This is a genomic window from Bradyrhizobium sp. 61 (assembly GCF_023073075.1).
In the GTDB taxonomy this organism is placed as follows: Bacteria; Pseudomonadota; Alphaproteobacteria; order Rhizobiales; family Xanthobacteraceae; genus Bradyrhizobium; species Bradyrhizobium barranii.
This window is the reverse complement of sequence record NZ_JADPIU010000011.1, coordinates 60,928-76,403: the sequence shown is the minus strand read 5'-3', so window position 1 is coordinate 76,403 and position 15,476 is coordinate 60,928. Positions and strand designations below refer to the sequence as shown.

General features: G+C 62.2%; 14 protein-coding genes. 7 read left to right on the top strand and 7 right to left on the bottom strand.

Annotated features, from left to right (window positions below; all coding sequences use genetic code 11):
• Positions 1–189 precede the first annotated feature (189 nt).
• From IVB46_RS05285 to IVB46_RS05260, 6 genes are all read left to right on the top strand, one after another.
• Positions 190–1,413: an acyl-CoA dehydrogenase family protein gene (locus IVB46_RS05285; RefSeq protein WP_247302830.1), complete on the top strand. Its 1,224-nt coding sequence runs from the start codon at positions 190–192 to the stop codon at positions 1,411–1,413.
• Positions 1,414–1,491: 78 nt separating this feature from the next.
• Positions 1,492–1,839, top strand: a complete 348-nt coding sequence (locus IVB46_RS05280; RefSeq protein ID WP_247302829.1) for a DUF3088 domain-containing protein — start codon at positions 1,492–1,494, stop codon at positions 1,837–1,839.
• 191 nt (positions 1,840–2,030) lie between these two features.
• Entirely contained in the window at positions 2,031–2,318 is a 288-nt protein-coding gene (groES, locus tag IVB46_RS05275) for a co-chaperone GroES (RefSeq protein WP_247302827.1), read from the top strand.
• An 85-nt stretch (positions 2,319–2,403) separates the two neighbouring features.
• On the top strand, positions 2,404–4,029 hold the full coding sequence (groL, locus tag IVB46_RS05270) for a chaperonin GroEL (RefSeq protein WP_247302825.1): 1,626 nt from the start codon (positions 2,404–2,406) through the stop codon (positions 4,027–4,029).
• Between the two features lie 190 nt (positions 4,030–4,219).
• Positions 4,220–4,504: a hypothetical protein gene (locus tag IVB46_RS05265; RefSeq protein ID WP_247302823.1), complete on the top strand. Its 285-nt coding sequence runs from the start codon at positions 4,220–4,222 to the stop codon at positions 4,502–4,504.
• Positions 4,505–4,510: 6 nt separating this feature from the next.
• A complete protein-coding gene (locus IVB46_RS05260; RefSeq protein ID WP_249807223.1) occupies positions 4,511–5,812 on the top strand; it encodes an ABC transporter substrate-binding protein in 1,302 nt (433 codons plus the stop codon).
• Positions 5,813–5,819: 7 nt separating this feature from the next.
• Here the strand turns inward: IVB46_RS05260 and IVB46_RS05255 are convergent, their stop codons facing one another.
• The 4 genes from IVB46_RS05255 to IVB46_RS05240 are packed head-to-tail and all read right to left on the bottom strand — an operon-like array spanning position 5,820 to position 9,717.
• On the bottom strand, positions 5,820–6,767 hold the full coding sequence (locus IVB46_RS05255) for an oligopeptide/dipeptide ABC transporter ATP-binding protein (RefSeq protein WP_247302820.1): 948 nt from the start codon (positions 6,765–6,767) through the stop codon (positions 5,820–5,822).
• Positions 6,745–7,749: an ABC transporter ATP-binding protein gene (locus tag IVB46_RS05250; protein WP_247302818.1), complete on the bottom strand. Its 1,005-nt coding sequence runs from the start codon at positions 7,747–7,749 to the stop codon at positions 6,745–6,747. Before IVB46_RS05250 ends, IVB46_RS05255 begins: the two co-directional genes overlap by 23 nt.
• A gap of 1 nt (position 7,750) precedes the next feature.
• Positions 7,751–8,728, bottom strand: coding sequence for an ABC transporter permease (locus IVB46_RS05245; RefSeq protein WP_247302816.1), 978 nt, complete (start codon positions 8,726–8,728; stop codon positions 7,751–7,753).
• Between the two features lie 2 nt (positions 8,729–8,730).
• Positions 8,731–9,717: an ABC transporter permease gene (locus IVB46_RS05240; protein ID WP_247302814.1), complete on the bottom strand. Its 987-nt coding sequence runs from the start codon at positions 9,715–9,717 to the stop codon at positions 8,731–8,733.
• A gap of 199 nt (positions 9,718–9,916) precedes the next feature.
• Between IVB46_RS05240 and IVB46_RS05235 the strand changes: the two genes are divergently transcribed.
• Positions 9,917–11,119 (top strand): LLM class flavin-dependent oxidoreductase, encoded by a 1,203-nt coding sequence (locus IVB46_RS05235; RefSeq protein WP_247303097.1) that lies wholly within the window; start codon positions 9,917–9,919, stop codon positions 11,117–11,119.
• Positions 11,120–11,136: 17 nt separating this feature from the next.
• Here IVB46_RS05235 and IVB46_RS05230 read toward each other — a convergent pair whose 3' ends face one another.
• The 3 genes from IVB46_RS05230 to IVB46_RS05220 are packed head-to-tail and all read right to left on the bottom strand — an operon-like array spanning position 11,137 to position 15,373.
• Entirely contained in the window at positions 11,137–12,537 is a 1,401-nt protein-coding gene (locus tag IVB46_RS05230) for an LLM class flavin-dependent oxidoreductase (RefSeq protein ID WP_247302812.1), read from the bottom strand.
• Positions 12,538–12,561: 24 nt separating this feature from the next.
• Positions 12,562–13,743 (bottom strand): acyl-CoA dehydrogenase family protein, encoded by a 1,182-nt coding sequence (locus IVB46_RS05225; RefSeq protein WP_247302810.1) that lies wholly within the window; start codon positions 13,741–13,743, stop codon positions 12,562–12,564.
• Between the two features lie 22 nt (positions 13,744–13,765).
• The gene (locus IVB46_RS05220; protein WP_247302808.1) at positions 13,766–15,373 is read right to left on the bottom strand and encodes an ABC transporter substrate-binding protein; all 1,608 of its coding nucleotides are present in this window, start codon (positions 15,371–15,373) and stop codon (positions 13,766–13,768) included.
• Between the last annotated feature and the right edge of the window lie 103 nt (positions 15,374–15,476).

The window sequence follows — 15,476 nt, the reverse complement described above, 5'->3', positions numbered from 1 at the left end:
CACGCTGGCGCCCGGTAGAAACTTTCCGTCACCGGATGATCCGGCAGGAAGCTTCATCTCTCCCGACACAGATATCCGAAATTGCCAGAGGCATCGTCTCGCGCGATCTTCTTCATTGTATCGCGAATTAAACGAAGGCCGTGCCGAGAAACTATCGAGCGCGGCGGTGAACAATCGGAAAGGGTGATCATGTCGCAGATTGATCTTGCCTGGGGTGGCGGACCTTCAGGGCGCTACGAAACACTCGCTGCACCGTTCCGGCCGCTGTTCAGGTCGATCAGGGAGGGAGCGGTCAAGCGTGACACGGAACGCCGTCTGCCTTACGACGAGATCAAAGCGTTACGCGAGGTGGGCTTCACGGCCGTTCGCGTGCCCCGGGATTTCGGCGGTGCCGGAGCGAGCCTTCCCGAGTTATTCAATCTGTTGATCGAATTGTCGGAGGCCGATTCAAACGTTACGAACTCCGTCCGGGCGCATTTCGGCTTTACGGAGGACATCGTCAATTCGCCAGATCCCAAGCGACGCGAGCTTTGGTTGCGGCGGATCGGCGAGAAGACGTTCTTCGGGAACGGGCACAGCGAGATCGGGGACGCCAAGCTGCAGGCCTTCTCGACCACAGTGTCGAGCAAGGGCGGTCTATTGGTTCTGAATGGCAAGAAGTACTACACGACCGGTACGCTCTTTGCCGACTGGATCAATGTAGCGGCCCAGCATGAAAATGGGGATCCGGTCAGTGTGGTCGTCTCGCGCCATTCGCCGGGTGTCGAGGTTCTCGATGACTGGGACGGCTTCGGGCAGGCTTTGACCGCAAGCGGAACGGCTCTGTTTACCGATGTTCCGATTGAAGGCAATCGGGTCGTCCAGGTTGCCGAACGCTTCAAATATTCCAATCCATTCTATCAACTTGTGCATCTTGCCACGCTCGCCGGCATCGCCCGAGCGGCCGCCAACGACGTGGCGACCTTGGTGAGGAAGCGAACGCGGGTCTTCAGCCATGGAAACGCAAGTAGCGCCGCGGCCGACCCACAAATTCTCCAGGTGATCGGGCGGGTGCGCGGAAACGCCTATGCTGCGGGTGCAATCGTTCTCAAGGTTGCCGAGGCGCTGCAACGGGCCCATGAGGCGCAACTGGCTGGTGACCCCGATCGTACAGCCGCCGCGATCGCGATCGCCGAGATCGAGCTCGATCAGACCGTGACCGTCGTCTCGGATCTCGTTCTGGAGGCAACGACGATTATCTTCGACGCGCTCGGGGCCTCTTCGACCGCAAAAAATCTGGGGCTCGACCGGTACTGGCGGAATGCCAGGACCATCGTGACGCATAATCCCCGCGTCTATCGCGACCGCATTGTCGGCGACTTTGCCGTCAATGGAACACCGCCGCCGGGTCAATACCGCGTCGGAGCCCCTTAGCTCGATACGGCAAGATCTGCGCCTCGTTCATATGGATCGGGTGAGCACGGAGCGCCCTGACTAAGTTGGAGAACGCTGATGAGTGGCGATCGCATCTTCCTCTTGAAGCCGGGATTTGAGGACCCGGCACAGCCGGGCCGGTTCTTCGTGTGCCCGCACTGCAATGCGATCGAAGGCCTGCTGGCGTCATTCCCCGGACTGGCCACGCAGGTCGAGGTGCACCGTCTTCCGTTCCCGCGGCCCAGGGACGCGATCGTCGAGGTTCTCGGCGAGCAGCATCAGTCGCTGCCGGTTCTGGTGTTCGATCAGAGCCATCCCGTGCCCGAGGACGCGGACGTGGCCAACGGCTGGCGCTTCATCGATTCGTCGGAGCGAATACTTCGCTATCTGGCCGATCGCTACACCTTTCCCTATGTCCATCATTGAAGCCGCACGGCCGATCGAAACGTTTTTTAGGCCGCTTTTGGTTTGCAGGAATCGTCTATTTTCGCAGCTCAATTTGCCATGGACACGATGTAGTCGCGGCCATAGTTTTTTGCAGTTACCTTCGGCCGCGTAGAGAAGCGAAGCCGTCGGTGCGCAAGAGTCAACGCAAGAAGCTTTCGAGGTAAGTCCCGATGAGTTTTCGTCCATTGCATGATCGCGTGGTGATCCGCCGTATCGAAGAGAGCAGCAAGACGAAGGGCGGGATCATCATTCCCGACACGGCCAAGGAGAAGCCGCAGGAGGGCGAGGTCGTGGCCGTCGGCAGCGGCGCCCGCGACGAGACCGGAAAACTCCTCCCGCTCGACGTCAAGAAGGGCGATCGCGTCCTTTTCGGGAAGTGGTCCGGAACCGAAGTGAAGATCAATGGCGAGGATCTGTTGATCGCCAAGGAATCCGACATCCTGGGCGTGATCGCCTAGCTTGTCGACCAAATCATATTGTTCAACGTGCTGGAGCTCGCGCGGAAGCGCGAGGCGGAGCACTTTTGTCTGAAGGATCATCGCTATGGCTGCAAAAGAAGTGAAGTTCTCCGCCGACGCCCGTGAACGCTTGCTGCGCGGCGTGGACGTGCTTGCGAACGCCGTCAAGGTGACGCTGGGACCGAAGGGCCGCAACGTCGTCATCGAGAAGTCGTTTGGCGCGCCACGGATCACGAAGGATGGCGTCACGGTTGCCAAGGAGATCGAGCTCGAAGACAAGTATGAGAACCTCGGCGCGCAGCTCCTCCGGGAGGTGGCGTCGAAGACCAACGACCTTGCGGGAGATGGGACGACGACTGCGACTGTGCTGGCCCAAGCCATCGTCCGGGAAGGTGCCAAGGCGGTCGCGGCCAGCCTCAATCCGCTCGATCTGAAGCGTGGTATCGACCTCGCCGTCGCAGAGGCCATCAAGGATATCGAGAAACGCGCGCGGAAGGTTCAGTCCTCTGAAGAGGTCGCCCAGGTCGGTACGATTTCGGCCAACGGTGACGTTGAAATTGGGAAGATCATTGCGAACGCGGTGAAGAAGGTCGGCAACGATGGTGTCATCACGGTCGAGGAGGCGAAGAGCCTGGATACCGAGCTCGACGTCGTCGAGGGGCTTCAGTTCGACCGTGGCTATCTGTCGCCCTATTTCGTCACGAACTCCGAGAAGCTGCTCGTCGAGTTCGAGGACCCATATATTCTGATCCACGAAGCGAAGCTCAACTCGCTTCATCCTTTGTTGCCGGTCTTGGAGGCGGTTGCGCAGTCCGGCAAAGCACTGCTGATTATCGCGGAAGACGTGGAGGGCGAGGCGCTCGCCACGCTGGTCGTTAACAGGCTTCGCGGCGGCCTGAAGATCGCGGCGGTCAAGGCGCCGGGCTTCGGTGATCGGCGTAAGGCTCAACTCGAAGACATCGCGATTTTGACGGGCGGCCAGACGATCTCGGAAGATCTCGGCATCAAGCTTGAAAATGTCACCCTGTCCCAGCTGGGGCGGGCCAAGAGGGTCCGGATCGACAAGGAGAACACGACGGTCGTGGGCGGTGCGGGCAAGCGCAAGGAGATCGATGCCCGGATCGCGCAGATCAGGGCCCAGGTCGAGGACACGACGTCGGACTATGATCGCGAGAAGCTCCAGGAGCGGCTGGCGAAGCTCTCTGGAGGGGTCGCGGTCATACGGGTCGGCGGTGCTACCGAGGTCGAGGTCAAGGAACGGAAAGACCGCGTCGACGATGCGTTGAATGCGACCCGTGCCGCCATCGCAGAAGGCATTGTTCCCGGCGGCGGTGTCGCGTTGCTGCGCGCAAAGACCGCGATCGGTCGGTTAACTCACGCGAACCCGGACGTACAGGCGGGTATCAACATCGTGCTCAAGGCTCTGGAGGCCCCGATCCGGCAGATCGCTGAAAATGCCGGTGTCGAAGGGTCCATCGTGGTCGGCAAGATCCTCGAGAACAAGTCGCCGACATACGGCTTCGATGCGCAGACCGAACAATATGTCGACCTGATCAATGCGGGTATCGTCGACCCCGCGAAAGTCGTCAGGACGGCCTTGCAGGACGCAGCTTCCATCGCCTCGCTCATCGTGACGACGGAAGCGTTGGTTGCCGAATTGCCAAAGGACAAGCAGGGTCTCGGTGCTCCCGGGGCGGGGGGAGAGTTCTGAGCCGACGGACCCATTGCGGGGCGGTCTGTCGATCGGAACGGCTGTCGCGTGAGCGCACCCGGGTGGCGGTCTGGGCCGTGCGTCTCACGCGACAGCCAATTTGGCGGAGTCAACGCGGCACAAAAGCGGTCCATGCCAGGCTGCGGGAAGCCATGGATCCTTCGTCAGTCGCGGGTTTTAGGAGTAGCTCATGACACTGATGTCCCGGCGAAGCTTCGTTGCGACAACTGCAGCTGCGCTTGCGGTCTCGACGGCCACGCGAGCCCAGGAGGAGGCTCCGCGTCCTGGAGGGCGGCTCTCCTTCGTCATTCACCCGGAGCCGACCACCCTTGTTTGTTTCAACACGACAGAAGGGCCGGCAATCCAGGCGAGCACCAAGGTCGTCGAAGGTCTTTTGACCTACGACTTCGATCTCAATCCGAAGCCTCAGCTCGCAACGGCCTGGAGCGTCAGCGAGGATGGCCTGCAATATTGATTTGAGTTGCGTCGGAATGTGAAATGGCACGACGGGCAGCCGTTCACCGCAGCGGACGTGGTTTATTCGGTCCGTCTGTTGAAGTCGGCGCATCCGCGTGGGCGCACGACGTTCGCAAATCTTCTCGAGGCGACGGCCGTGGACGAGCACACCGTCGTCCTGAAACTCTCCAAACCGGCGCCTTATCTACTTTATGCCCTCGCGGCGGGGGAGTCCCCGGTCGTTCCGCGGCACGTCTATGAGGGCAAGGGCGATCCGCTGCAAAATCCAAACAACCGCGCGCCGATCGGCACGGGTCCGTTCCTGTTCAAGGAATGGGTGCTTGGCAATTACGTCAGCTATGTCCGCAACCCGAACTACTGGGACAGCCCAAAACCCTATCTCGAAGCGTTGTTTGTCCGCGTCATCCCGGATGGCGCGGCTCGCGCTGTGGCCTTCGAGACCAGTGAGCTCGATCTCGGCGGATCGACCCCGGTTTCGCCGCTGGATCTCGAACGCTTCCAGAAGATTCCGTATCTCGGCCTCGAAACGCGCGGCTACGAATACTCACCGACGCTCTACGGCCTCGAGTTCAATCTCGATCATCCGATTCTCAGCAACACCAAGGTGCGCAAGGCGATCGCCCATGCGGTCGATCCGGCGGTCATCCTGAACGTGGCTTGGTACGGCCTCGGGGAGCGAACGGTCAGTATTGTCAGCCCAACCTTGAAGCGGTTCTACAATTCCAAAGTCCCCACCTATGCCTATGATCCCAAGGCGGCGGCGCGACTGCTCGACGAGGCCGGATTCCCGCTGAAGGGACGATGGCGCTTTGCTCTGACGCACGACTTCCAGCCCTTCGGCGAGAATTTCAAGCGCAGCGGCGAGGTCCTCAAGAGCGCATTGGCTGCGGTCGGCATCGACGTGACCGTCCGCGGGCAGGACTTTCCGAGCTATCTCAAGCGCGTCTATAGCGACCGCGACTACGACTTCACGTTCCATCCTTTCACGAACATGTTCGATCCAACCGTCGGTCTGCAACGCTTCTATACCAGCGACAATTATCGGAAGGGCGTCGCCTTCACCAATGCAAGCCACTATGCCAATCCGGAAATCGACAGGCTGTTTGCCGAGATCGCAGTCGAGGCCGATACGGTGACGCGTAAGGCGTCGATCGACCGCTTCCAGGAGATCGTGGCCGATGAACTTCCGATCCTTCCGTTGATGCTGAGCAAGCCGGTAACCGTCTACAACAAGCGCGTCGTCGGTCACACCGTCGATAGCGCCGGGCCGCAGGGCAACTTCGCCGGCGTATGGCTGCGGACCTGATCCGGCCTTAGCTCGCCAGCAGGTCGGCGTGATGACAAGCCACGCTCTGGCCTGACAGGCTGTTGCGCAATTCGGGATCCTGCTGCGCGCACAGCTCCGTCGCCAGCGGACAACGCGGCTGAAACCGGCAGCCCCTGCCCGCGCTGCGGGGATCCGGCAGGTCGCCCGGCAAGGGCGCCGCATACCGTCTGCGTGCCGGGTCCGGTACAGCGTCGATCAGGGCGCGGGTATAGGGGTGCAGCGGATTGTTCCAGATCTGCTCGTGGCTGCCGCTTTCCACGATCCGGCCGAGATACATCACCAGAATCCGATCCGACAGATATCGCACCACCGAAAGGTCGTGCGATATGAACAGCAACGACAGATTCAGCCTGCGCTTGATGTCGGCCAGCAGATTCAGGACCTGAGCCTGCACGGATAGATCGAGCGCGGACACCGGTTCGTCGCAGATGATGAGATCCGGTCCCAGGATAAGCGCTCGCGCAATGCCGATCCGCTGGCGTTGACCACCCGAGAATTCGTGAGGATACCGCGATACCGCGTCCTCCGGCAGGCCCACCTGCGAAAGGATCTCGCCAACCCGCTGCCGCCGCTCGCTCCGCGAGCCGACACGATGGACGTCCAGCGGTGCGCCGAGGATATCTCCGATCGTCTGTCGCGGATTGAGCGATGCGAACGGATCCTGAAACACCATCTGGAGCCTGCGGCGGTAGGCCCGCAGCTCCTGCTCCGGCAGTGTGGTGAGATCGGTTCCGTCGAACGTGATACGACCTGCGGATGGTTCGACCAGCCGCAAAATGGTCTTGCCCAGGGTAGATTTGCCGCAGCCGGATTCGCCGACCAGACCTACGGTCTCGCCTGGCGCGATATCGAGCGACACTCCGTCGACAGCGTGGACCGGCACCGATCCCGATCGGTAGGTCGTCCTGAGTTCAGAGACCGACAGCAGCGTCATGGATCGCACCGTGTGAGGATTGGGTGAGTTCTGCGTGACAAGCGACACGTCGCCCCGACTGGGTCTCCCGTTCGGGCGGGAACTCGGCTCGGCAGGGCGCGAACCGTTCCGGGCAACGCGGAGCGAACGGACAGCCCGCCTCGGCGGCGGCAGAGGTGATACTACCGGGAATCTCGGACAGTCTGGCGTTTCGATAGTGCAGCCTGTCGTGCAGGCGCGGCGAAGCAGCCAGCAGCCCGCGCGTATAGGGATGCAGCGGCTGGTCGAACAGCGCGCCCGGCGCTGCTTCCTCGACCTTCCGGCCGGCATACATGACGACGACGCGATCGGCCCATTGGCCCACCAGGCCAAGGTCGTGGGTGATGAGCAAGAGCGACAGCGAGAGCTCCCGCCGCAGCCGATCGAGCAATTCGAGCACCTGCGCCTGAATGGTCACATCCAGTGCGGTCGTCGGCTCGTCGGCGATCAGGATCTTCGGACGGCAGGCCACCGCGATGGCAATCATGACGCGTTGACGCATCCCACCCGAGAGCCGGTGCGGATAGTCTTCGAGGCAGGCTTCCGGATTGGGGATGCGGACGAGGTCGAGCAGTGCGGCAGCTTCTCGACGCGCCTGCGCCTTGCTCAGGCCGCGGTGCAGATGAAGCACTTCAGTGATCTGTCGCCCGATCGTGAGCACGGGATTGAGCGACGTCATCGGTTCCTGAAAGATCATCGCGATGTCGCGCCCGCGCCTTCGCCGCATCTCGACCTCGGAAAGGGCGAGCAGCTCCTCGCCGCCAAGCCGAATGCTGCCAGTCGTGACGCGAGCCGCCTTGGGCAGCAACCGCAACAACGCCAGCGCGGTCAGCGACTTGCCGGAGCCGGATTCTCCGACGACGGCGAGGGTCTCCGCGGGCGCAACACTGAAACTCAGGTGCCGCACCGGGGTGGCATTCGGAAAGCCGATGGTGAGGTCTTGGACTTCGAGCAGAGCCGTCACGTCAGCGCTCCCGGCTGAATCGAGGGTTAAGCACGTCGGTCAGGCCGTCGCCGATCAGGTTCAGCGACAGCACCGTGAGGACAATAACGACACCGGGAAGTGCGGTGAGATACCACGCAGTCCTGATCAGTTCGCGCCCGGAGCCGATCATGCTGCCCCAGCTCACGACGTTGGGATCGCCCAGGCCCAGGAACGACAGCGCCGCCTCCATCAGGATCGCGGACGCCACCATGACCGACGCCGTGACGATGATCGCGGGCAGGGCGTTGGGCAGTATCTCACGGATAACGATACGCGCGTGGCCGAAACCGAGGCTTCGTGCCGCCATGACGAATTCTTTCTCGCGAAGCACCCTGAACTCGGCGCGGACGAGGCGGGCGATCGTAGGCCATGTGACCAGCCCGATGGCCCAGGTCACCGTGACGATGGACGGCTGGGCGATCGCTACGAGGACGACGAGTAGGATGAAGCTCGGTACCGTCTGGAACAGCTCGATGATTCGGACGAGAATGTCGTCGACGCGTCCGCCACGATATCCCGCAGTCGCGCCGATGAGGATACCGGCAGTGAGCCCGATCGTGGTGGCGACAAATCCGATCAGCAGCGAAACACGCGCACCATGCATCAGGCCGGCAGCTACGTCGCGACCGAGCGAGTCCGTTCCAAGCGGGTATGCCAGATCCTGTCCCGGCCAGAGCAGTGGCCGCGCCACCATTCCGAGAGGATCCTCTGGATAGAGTACGGGCGCCAGGGCCGCTGCGACAACGATGGACAGCAGGAGCAGGCCGCCGGCGACGGCGGACGGGTTTTGCCTGAGACGGCGGACCAAGTGAGGTCGCGCACGTTCCAGATCGGCGGCAACGACATGCGTGTCAGGTGCATGGATATTGGGCCAGTCGGTATCATCAGGCACGGGAACTGGCGCTCCGGCGACGGGTCGCTGGGTCGATGCGGTCGATTGAAGAATGGTGTCAGTCATGATCAGCGGGTCTCGATGCGAGGGTCGAGCCAGGCCTGGACGAGATCGACCGTCATGTTGGCGACGATCACGAGCAGGGATGACAGGAGGAGAATTCCGAGCAGGACGCTGAAATCGCGGCTCATGACGGCCTCGAAGGCGAGGCGGCCAAGTCCCGGCCAGCTATAGACTGTCTCGACCACCACGGCGCCGCCGAGCAGGCCGCCAAAATGCATGCCGGCCACTGTGGTGACGGGCAGCAGCGCGTTGCGCAGCACGTGACGCACCGTGATTGCGAGCGGCGACAGGCCCTTGGCCGCAGCCGTACGCACATAGTCCTGCGCCTGGGCCTCGAGCATGGCGGCGCGCGCCAGCCTCGAATAGATCGCGATGTAGAACAGCGAGAGCGACAATGCGGGCAAAACCATGTAGCGCGCCCGGTCGATGACGAAACCAAACCCGCTGATGCTTGTGCCGATCGTCGTGGAGCCTCCGCTCGGCAACCATCCAAGCTTGACCGAGAACAGCAGGATCAGCATCAGACCGATCCAGAAGCCGGGAATCGAATAGAACAGCGTGACGACGATCGAAATCACCCGGTCCGGCCATCGTCCGGCGAAGGTCGCCATCACGATGCCGAGCGCGATGCCGCCGGCGAGCGCGATGACGAGCGCGGTTGCCATCAGGACGACCGTGCCGGGCAGGCGCTGGCCGATGATGTCGGCGACAGGCAGGTTGTAGCGTGGCGAATAGCCAAGGCTGAAGTGAGCGAGATTATCCAGATAGGCCACGAGTTGTATCAGCACGGGCTGATCGAGGCCGAAGCGTGCCCGCAAGGCAGCCACCGTTTCCATCGTCGCGGACCCCGACTCTCCGGCCAGAACGTCTGCGGCGTCACCGGGAGCGAGCTGAAGCAGAAAAAAATTGATGATGATGATCCCGATCACGGTTGGGACCGCCTGCCACAGCGTACGACGAAAAGTCTTTGCGATGCGCGCAATGCTCGACATGATTCTTCTAACTTCCGCGGTTCGTCGACAAAATGCTTTTGAATTTGGTGTTGCGCGGGTGCGCGGACGAGTCTGTGTGGTCGACGTCGCTCGGTTGACAATGGCAAAATGCATCAGCAACGTCGATGCATTCGCGTGCAACAGCATGAGCACTGTGAACTGCCAGCAGATTGCGCGCATCATCACGACGGACATGATCATGACGATAGTGCACAAGCCGGGCGAAATCGTTGGCTGGCCGGTCTTCCCGAGCCCCGCGCAGTATCCCGAGAGCCCTCTGGCGAAATCGCTGAAGCAGCCGCTGCTGCTTGGCCTGTTTCTTCCCATACAGGCGGGTGGCTGGAGCGCCTCGACGCTGCCGCGTACGACCACCTGGACGTTCGACTACAATCGCGATCTGACGCTCGTCGCTGAAGCTCTGGGCTTCGATCTCGTCTTTGCCCTGTCGCAATGGCTGCCGAAGGGCGGGTATGGCGGCGTCTTCACGGGCCAGGCGCTCGATTCTTTCGTCACTACGGCGTCGCTTGCTGCCGTGACATCCCGGATCATGCTGATCTCGACGATCCACGTGCTCTATGGCCCGATCCATCCGCTGCACCTCGCCAAGTACGGCGCGACGCTGGACCACATTTCGGGCGGCCGTTGGGGCATCAACGTCGTGACCGGTCATCGCGCCGTCGAGCACGAAGCGTTCGGCTGGAACCAGATCGAGCACGACCGGCGCTATGAACTCGCCTCCGAATTCCTGGAAGTGCTCCAACGGCTGTGGGGCGATGAGGAGAATTTCTCGTTCTCCGGCCAGTCGTCCTGGAAGCTGAGCAACGCGTTCGTGACGCCCAAGCCCCGGTTCGGTCGGCCGATCCTGGTCAACGCAACCGGATCCGATGCTGGAATTGCTTTCGCGGGTCGCTATTCCGATATCGTTTTCATCACCAGCCCGGCGGGTTCGTCCTTCGAAAGCGCGATCGAGGCGCTCCCGGCGCATACGCAGCGCGTCAAACAGTCGGCCATCGACGTCGGCCGTGAGGTTCGGACCCTGCTGAACCCCATGGTCATTTGCCGGGAGACCGAGCGGGAGACCTGGCAGTATCACGACGCCATCGCCGCCCATATCGATCCCAAAGCCAGCATGCAGAATTTTGCCAGCGATGCACACGCCTGGAAGGGGCGGGTTGGCGTCGATGCGCAGAAGCGGCGCGCCGTCGGCGGCAACATCGAGGTGATCGGCACGCCGGAGCAGGTCGTGGAGCAATTCGTGCAGCTCAAGAAGGCGGGTGTCGACGGACTTCAGTTGAGCTTCTTCGACTTCAAGCCCGACCTGGACTTCTTCGGCCGTCGCGTGCTGCCCCTGATGGAGCAGGCCGGACTGCGCCATACCGTGCCGAAGTTGCAGGGCGGTTGAAAGCGGGCGCATGACGCTCAAGCGGACGTGGTTTCGCGCTGCGCTTCGGCGGCAGCGTGATGACGAAAACGCGCTGCCGGATGCGACGACGGCAGACGCGCCTGACCGGGGCCAAAAATCTTCTCGCGCAGGGTGCCCGTCGCATATTCGGTCTTGTAGACGCCACGCCGTTGCAGTTCCGGCACGACGAGCTCGGCGAAATCCTGGTAACCACCGGGTGTCACGGCGTAGCTGAGATTGAAGCCATCGATGTCGGTTTCGGCGACCCAAGCCTGAAGCTGATCGGCGACCTCGGTGGGCGATCCGACAATCACGGGTCCGCGGCCACCGATGCCGTTGTGTTCTATGATCTCGCGGATCGTCCAGGGGCGCTCCGTCCGCGAGAACGAGTCGATCATCGATGTGACCGAATTGTCCTTCTTCACCGTCGGGAACGGATCGTCCAGGCTGTAGCCGGACAGGTCGATCCCGGTCCAGCCGGACAGCAGGGCGAGCGAGCCCTTGGGGTCGATATAGCGCTGGTAGTCGCGGTACTTGGCCTCGGCCTCGGCACGGGTCTCGCCGACGATGACCGTCATGAGTGCGTAGAAGCGGATGTCGCGGCCATCGCGGCCAAACGCGCGTGCGCGGGCCCGTGTTTCCGCGACATTCGTTGCGGTCGGGCCTTTCGAATGCTCGCCCAGAAACACTGCTTCTGCGTGTCGGGCCGCAAAATCCTTGCCGCGGTTGGAGGCGCCAGCCTGGAACAGGAAGGGCGTCCGCTGGGGCGAGGGATGGACCAGATGGATCGCATCGATCTTGAAATGGGTGCCGTGGTGATGGACTTTTCGGATATGCGAGGGGTCCGCGATGACGCCCCGGATCGGATCGACGATAACGGCTTCATCGTCCCAGCTGCCTTCCCAGAGTGCATAGACGGCATCGAGGAATTCGTCGGCAAGATCATATCGCGGGTCATGGGCCATGATGCTGTCGCGGCCGACGGCGCGTGATGCCGCGTTGGAATAACCTGTGACGATATTCCAGGCGACGCGCCCCTTGGTCAGATGATCCAGCGTCGAGAAGCGGCGCGCCAGAGTAAAGGGGGGCTCGTATGAAACGGGGGCCGTGACGCCCAATCCGAGATGCGTGGTGACATGGGCCATCGCCGAGACCAGCAGCATGGGATCGAGCTTCGGGATCTGCGCCCCGGTGCTCAGCGCCGCGTCTGCTGTGCCGGCATAAACGTCGTGGATCCCGATCCCGTCCGCGATGAAGATGGAGTCGAATTTGCCGGCCTCGAAGATTTTTGCCACGTCGGTCCAGTAGTCGAGCGTGGAGAAATCGAGCGAACGGTCGTCCGGATGGCGCCACAGCCCAGGTGAGAGATGGACTGGGCTGAAGATGGCAAAGCCATTGACCTGGATGAGCTTGGGCACGGCGGGGTCTCGCAAGGATGGTCGTTACTGGAAGGCGGAGGGATCGGGATGGGCGCCGGTGAGAAACCAGCTTCCGACGTTGCGCGTCTTGTATTCCGCCGGGTTGTGCAGCGTGTGGATACGCACGTTGCGCCAGAAGCGGTCATAGCCGTTGGCGATCGTCGCCGAGCGCGCTCCCATCACCTCGAAAATGCGGCTAGTGACGTCCAGCGCGACCTCGCCGGCGTGCGCGTTGGCACCGGCGATCACCACGGACGCCTCGCCGCGTTCCCGTGCCGTCAGGTCTCGGCCGCGCGACCATACCCGGTCGAGTGTCGCCGCCGCGTCGTCGGCGAGCAGCGTGGCCGCCTTCACGCGCGTATAGAGTTCCCCATAGACGCGTTTGATCCAGGGGTCGTCGGTATGCAGTTCGACGCCCGAATGAATCCACGGCCGGGACTTGTCCCGCGTATAGTCGCGGGCAGTGATCAGCGCGCCCTGCGCACTCCCGATGAAGACATTGAGCAGCGTGGATTGTTGCAGGAACGGCGTGATGGTCTGATAGGGACGGCCGCCGTCGGGCTTGTGCTCCAGCACCTCGTTGCGATGGACGCGCACGTTCGTGTATGTCACGCGGCCGCTGCCGGTCTGCCGCTGCCCAAACCCATCCCAGTCGTTTTCGGCCCGGACGCCATCGCGGCTGGCCGGAATGACGGCAAAGCTGCGCGCGTTGGTTTCGTGGTCTTCCCAGGCAACCTGGAGATAGTCCGCGATATGCGAGCCAGAGGTGAAGGGACGATAGCCGTCGAGGACAAATCCTTCGCTGTCCTTGCGGCCGAACAGGCTCTTCGAGAAACTATTGGCGGTGTTGCCCCAGAACCAGTTGCCTGCCGCCGACCGCCGGAAGATATCCGCGGCCTGTTCCGTGGTACCGCGCAGATGGGCCGCATGCTGCGAGCCGAAATGGTAGCCATAGAGATGACCGAGCGCGCCATCCACCTTGGCGAATTCGCGGACGATCTTGAGGGCCGTGGACCAGCGCTCGCCGGAGCCGCCGAACTCTTGCGAAATCAGGAGATTGAGCAGCCCGCTGGCCTTGAGCTGAGTCAGCTGCTCAAGCGGCTTTCCGCCGGCACGGTCGCGCTCCGCGGCGTCCCTGGTAAAGATCTCGCGCAGGTCGACGGCCTTGGCGAAATGCGGATTGGATGTATCGAGATCGAAGCTCATTCGGCGATGCCTTGCATGTTGATCAGGCTTCCAGCCAGACGTCGGCGAAGTTGGCCGAGGGGCCGTCGATGGTCGCGGTGTGGTTCCGCAGCTTGCGGCTGGCGATGGTCAGGTTGGCGCCCGTCACCAGGTTGATGTCGGGCAGGTCGGTGGCGATGATGACCTGGAAGGCACGGAACAGCTCGCGCCGCTTGGCGGGATCGCTCTCGACGGCCGCGGCCTCAAGCAGCCGATCGACCTCCGGATTGCTGTAACCCGAGCCGTTTGAGAAGGGAACGCCGGGCTTGAAGTTCTTCGACCAATAGAGCCGCTGAACTCCGACGGTTGGATCGAAGGAATGGCTCATGCCGTTGCTCATGAAGTCGAAGTCGCGATTGGTGTAGGTGCGCTTGAACCAGGTCGGCACGTCCTGCGCGCGCAGGGTGACGCCGATACCGATGTTGGCGAGCGCCTGGCGCGCGTAAGCCCCAAGCTGCTGATAAGTCTCGCTATAGGGCATGTAGTCGTGGAACACTTTGAAGCGCGTGCCGTCCGGGCCGCGCGGCAGCCCGGCCGCGTCGAGGATCGCTTCGGCCTTCTTCGGATCGAAATCGTGCCGGGGAATGTCCGGATTGTAGAACTGCTTCAGCGCGGGACTGATCGCGGCAGGCGCATTCTGGCTCCAGCCGTAGAAGACCACGCGGTTGATCGCCTCGCGATCGATGGCGTGCGCGACGGCACGACGGACCTCGGGCCTCGCGAAATAGGGATTGGCCAGGTTGAACTCGAGCCGGTAGACGATTGGCTGGTAGTCGTAGCCGCGCGTCTCGATCACGAGGTTGGGATTGGCCTTGAGCGTCTCGATTTGTCCGAGCGGCACGGGGGTGTCGGGCGCAAAGTGAACTTCTCCGGTTTCGAGCGCGACGGCGCGGGCGTTGGCGTCGGCGATGAAGCGGATGACCACGCGATCGAGATACGGCTTGCCGGGGTCCCAATAGTTCGGATTGCGCTCCAGCAGGATGTGGCTGCCCTGCTTCCATTCCTTGAAGACGAAGGGACCGGTGCCGATGGGGGCGCGACCATTCGGATTGGCGAGCGGATCCGAGCCTTCGTAGATATGCCGCGGAACGATGGGTGACTCTGAGGCCGTAAGCGCTGCGAGCAGGTATGGGGCCGGCTTGTCCAGCACGATTTCCGCAATATGCGGATCTGGTGTGAGAACCTCCCGCACCGAAGAAAGAGTGCCGCGTCCGCGCGGATGATGCTGCTTGAGAAGCTCGATGGAATAGGCGACGTCGGCCGAGGTGAAGTCTCGTCCGTCATGCCACTTCACGCCACGCCGCAACTCGAACCGATAGCGTAGTCCGTCTTCCCTGATCTGCCAGGCGGTCGCCAACTGAGGCCGCGGATTGAAGTCGAGATCGAAAGTCAGCAGTCCTTCCGTGACTTTCGGACTGACGCGTGTGGTCGGCCCGGCTGTGTGCGTGAGGCTGACCAGAATCGGGGGCTCGGGCTGAATGACGATATTCAATGTGCCGCCGCGCTTGATCTCCTCGGCCGCACGGATAGGTCGCGGCGCAAGGCCACCGGCGATGGCGCCGGATGTAAGCAGGAGGGCCTTGGTAATCTGTCGACGCGTCGGTTCGTTCATTGCGGATTGCATGTCACTGGAGAATGTCCTCGCGCCAATAGTTCACTGAAGGATCGGACAATCAATCCCGCGACGCGCCAGATTGGATAATGAAAATTTTGCT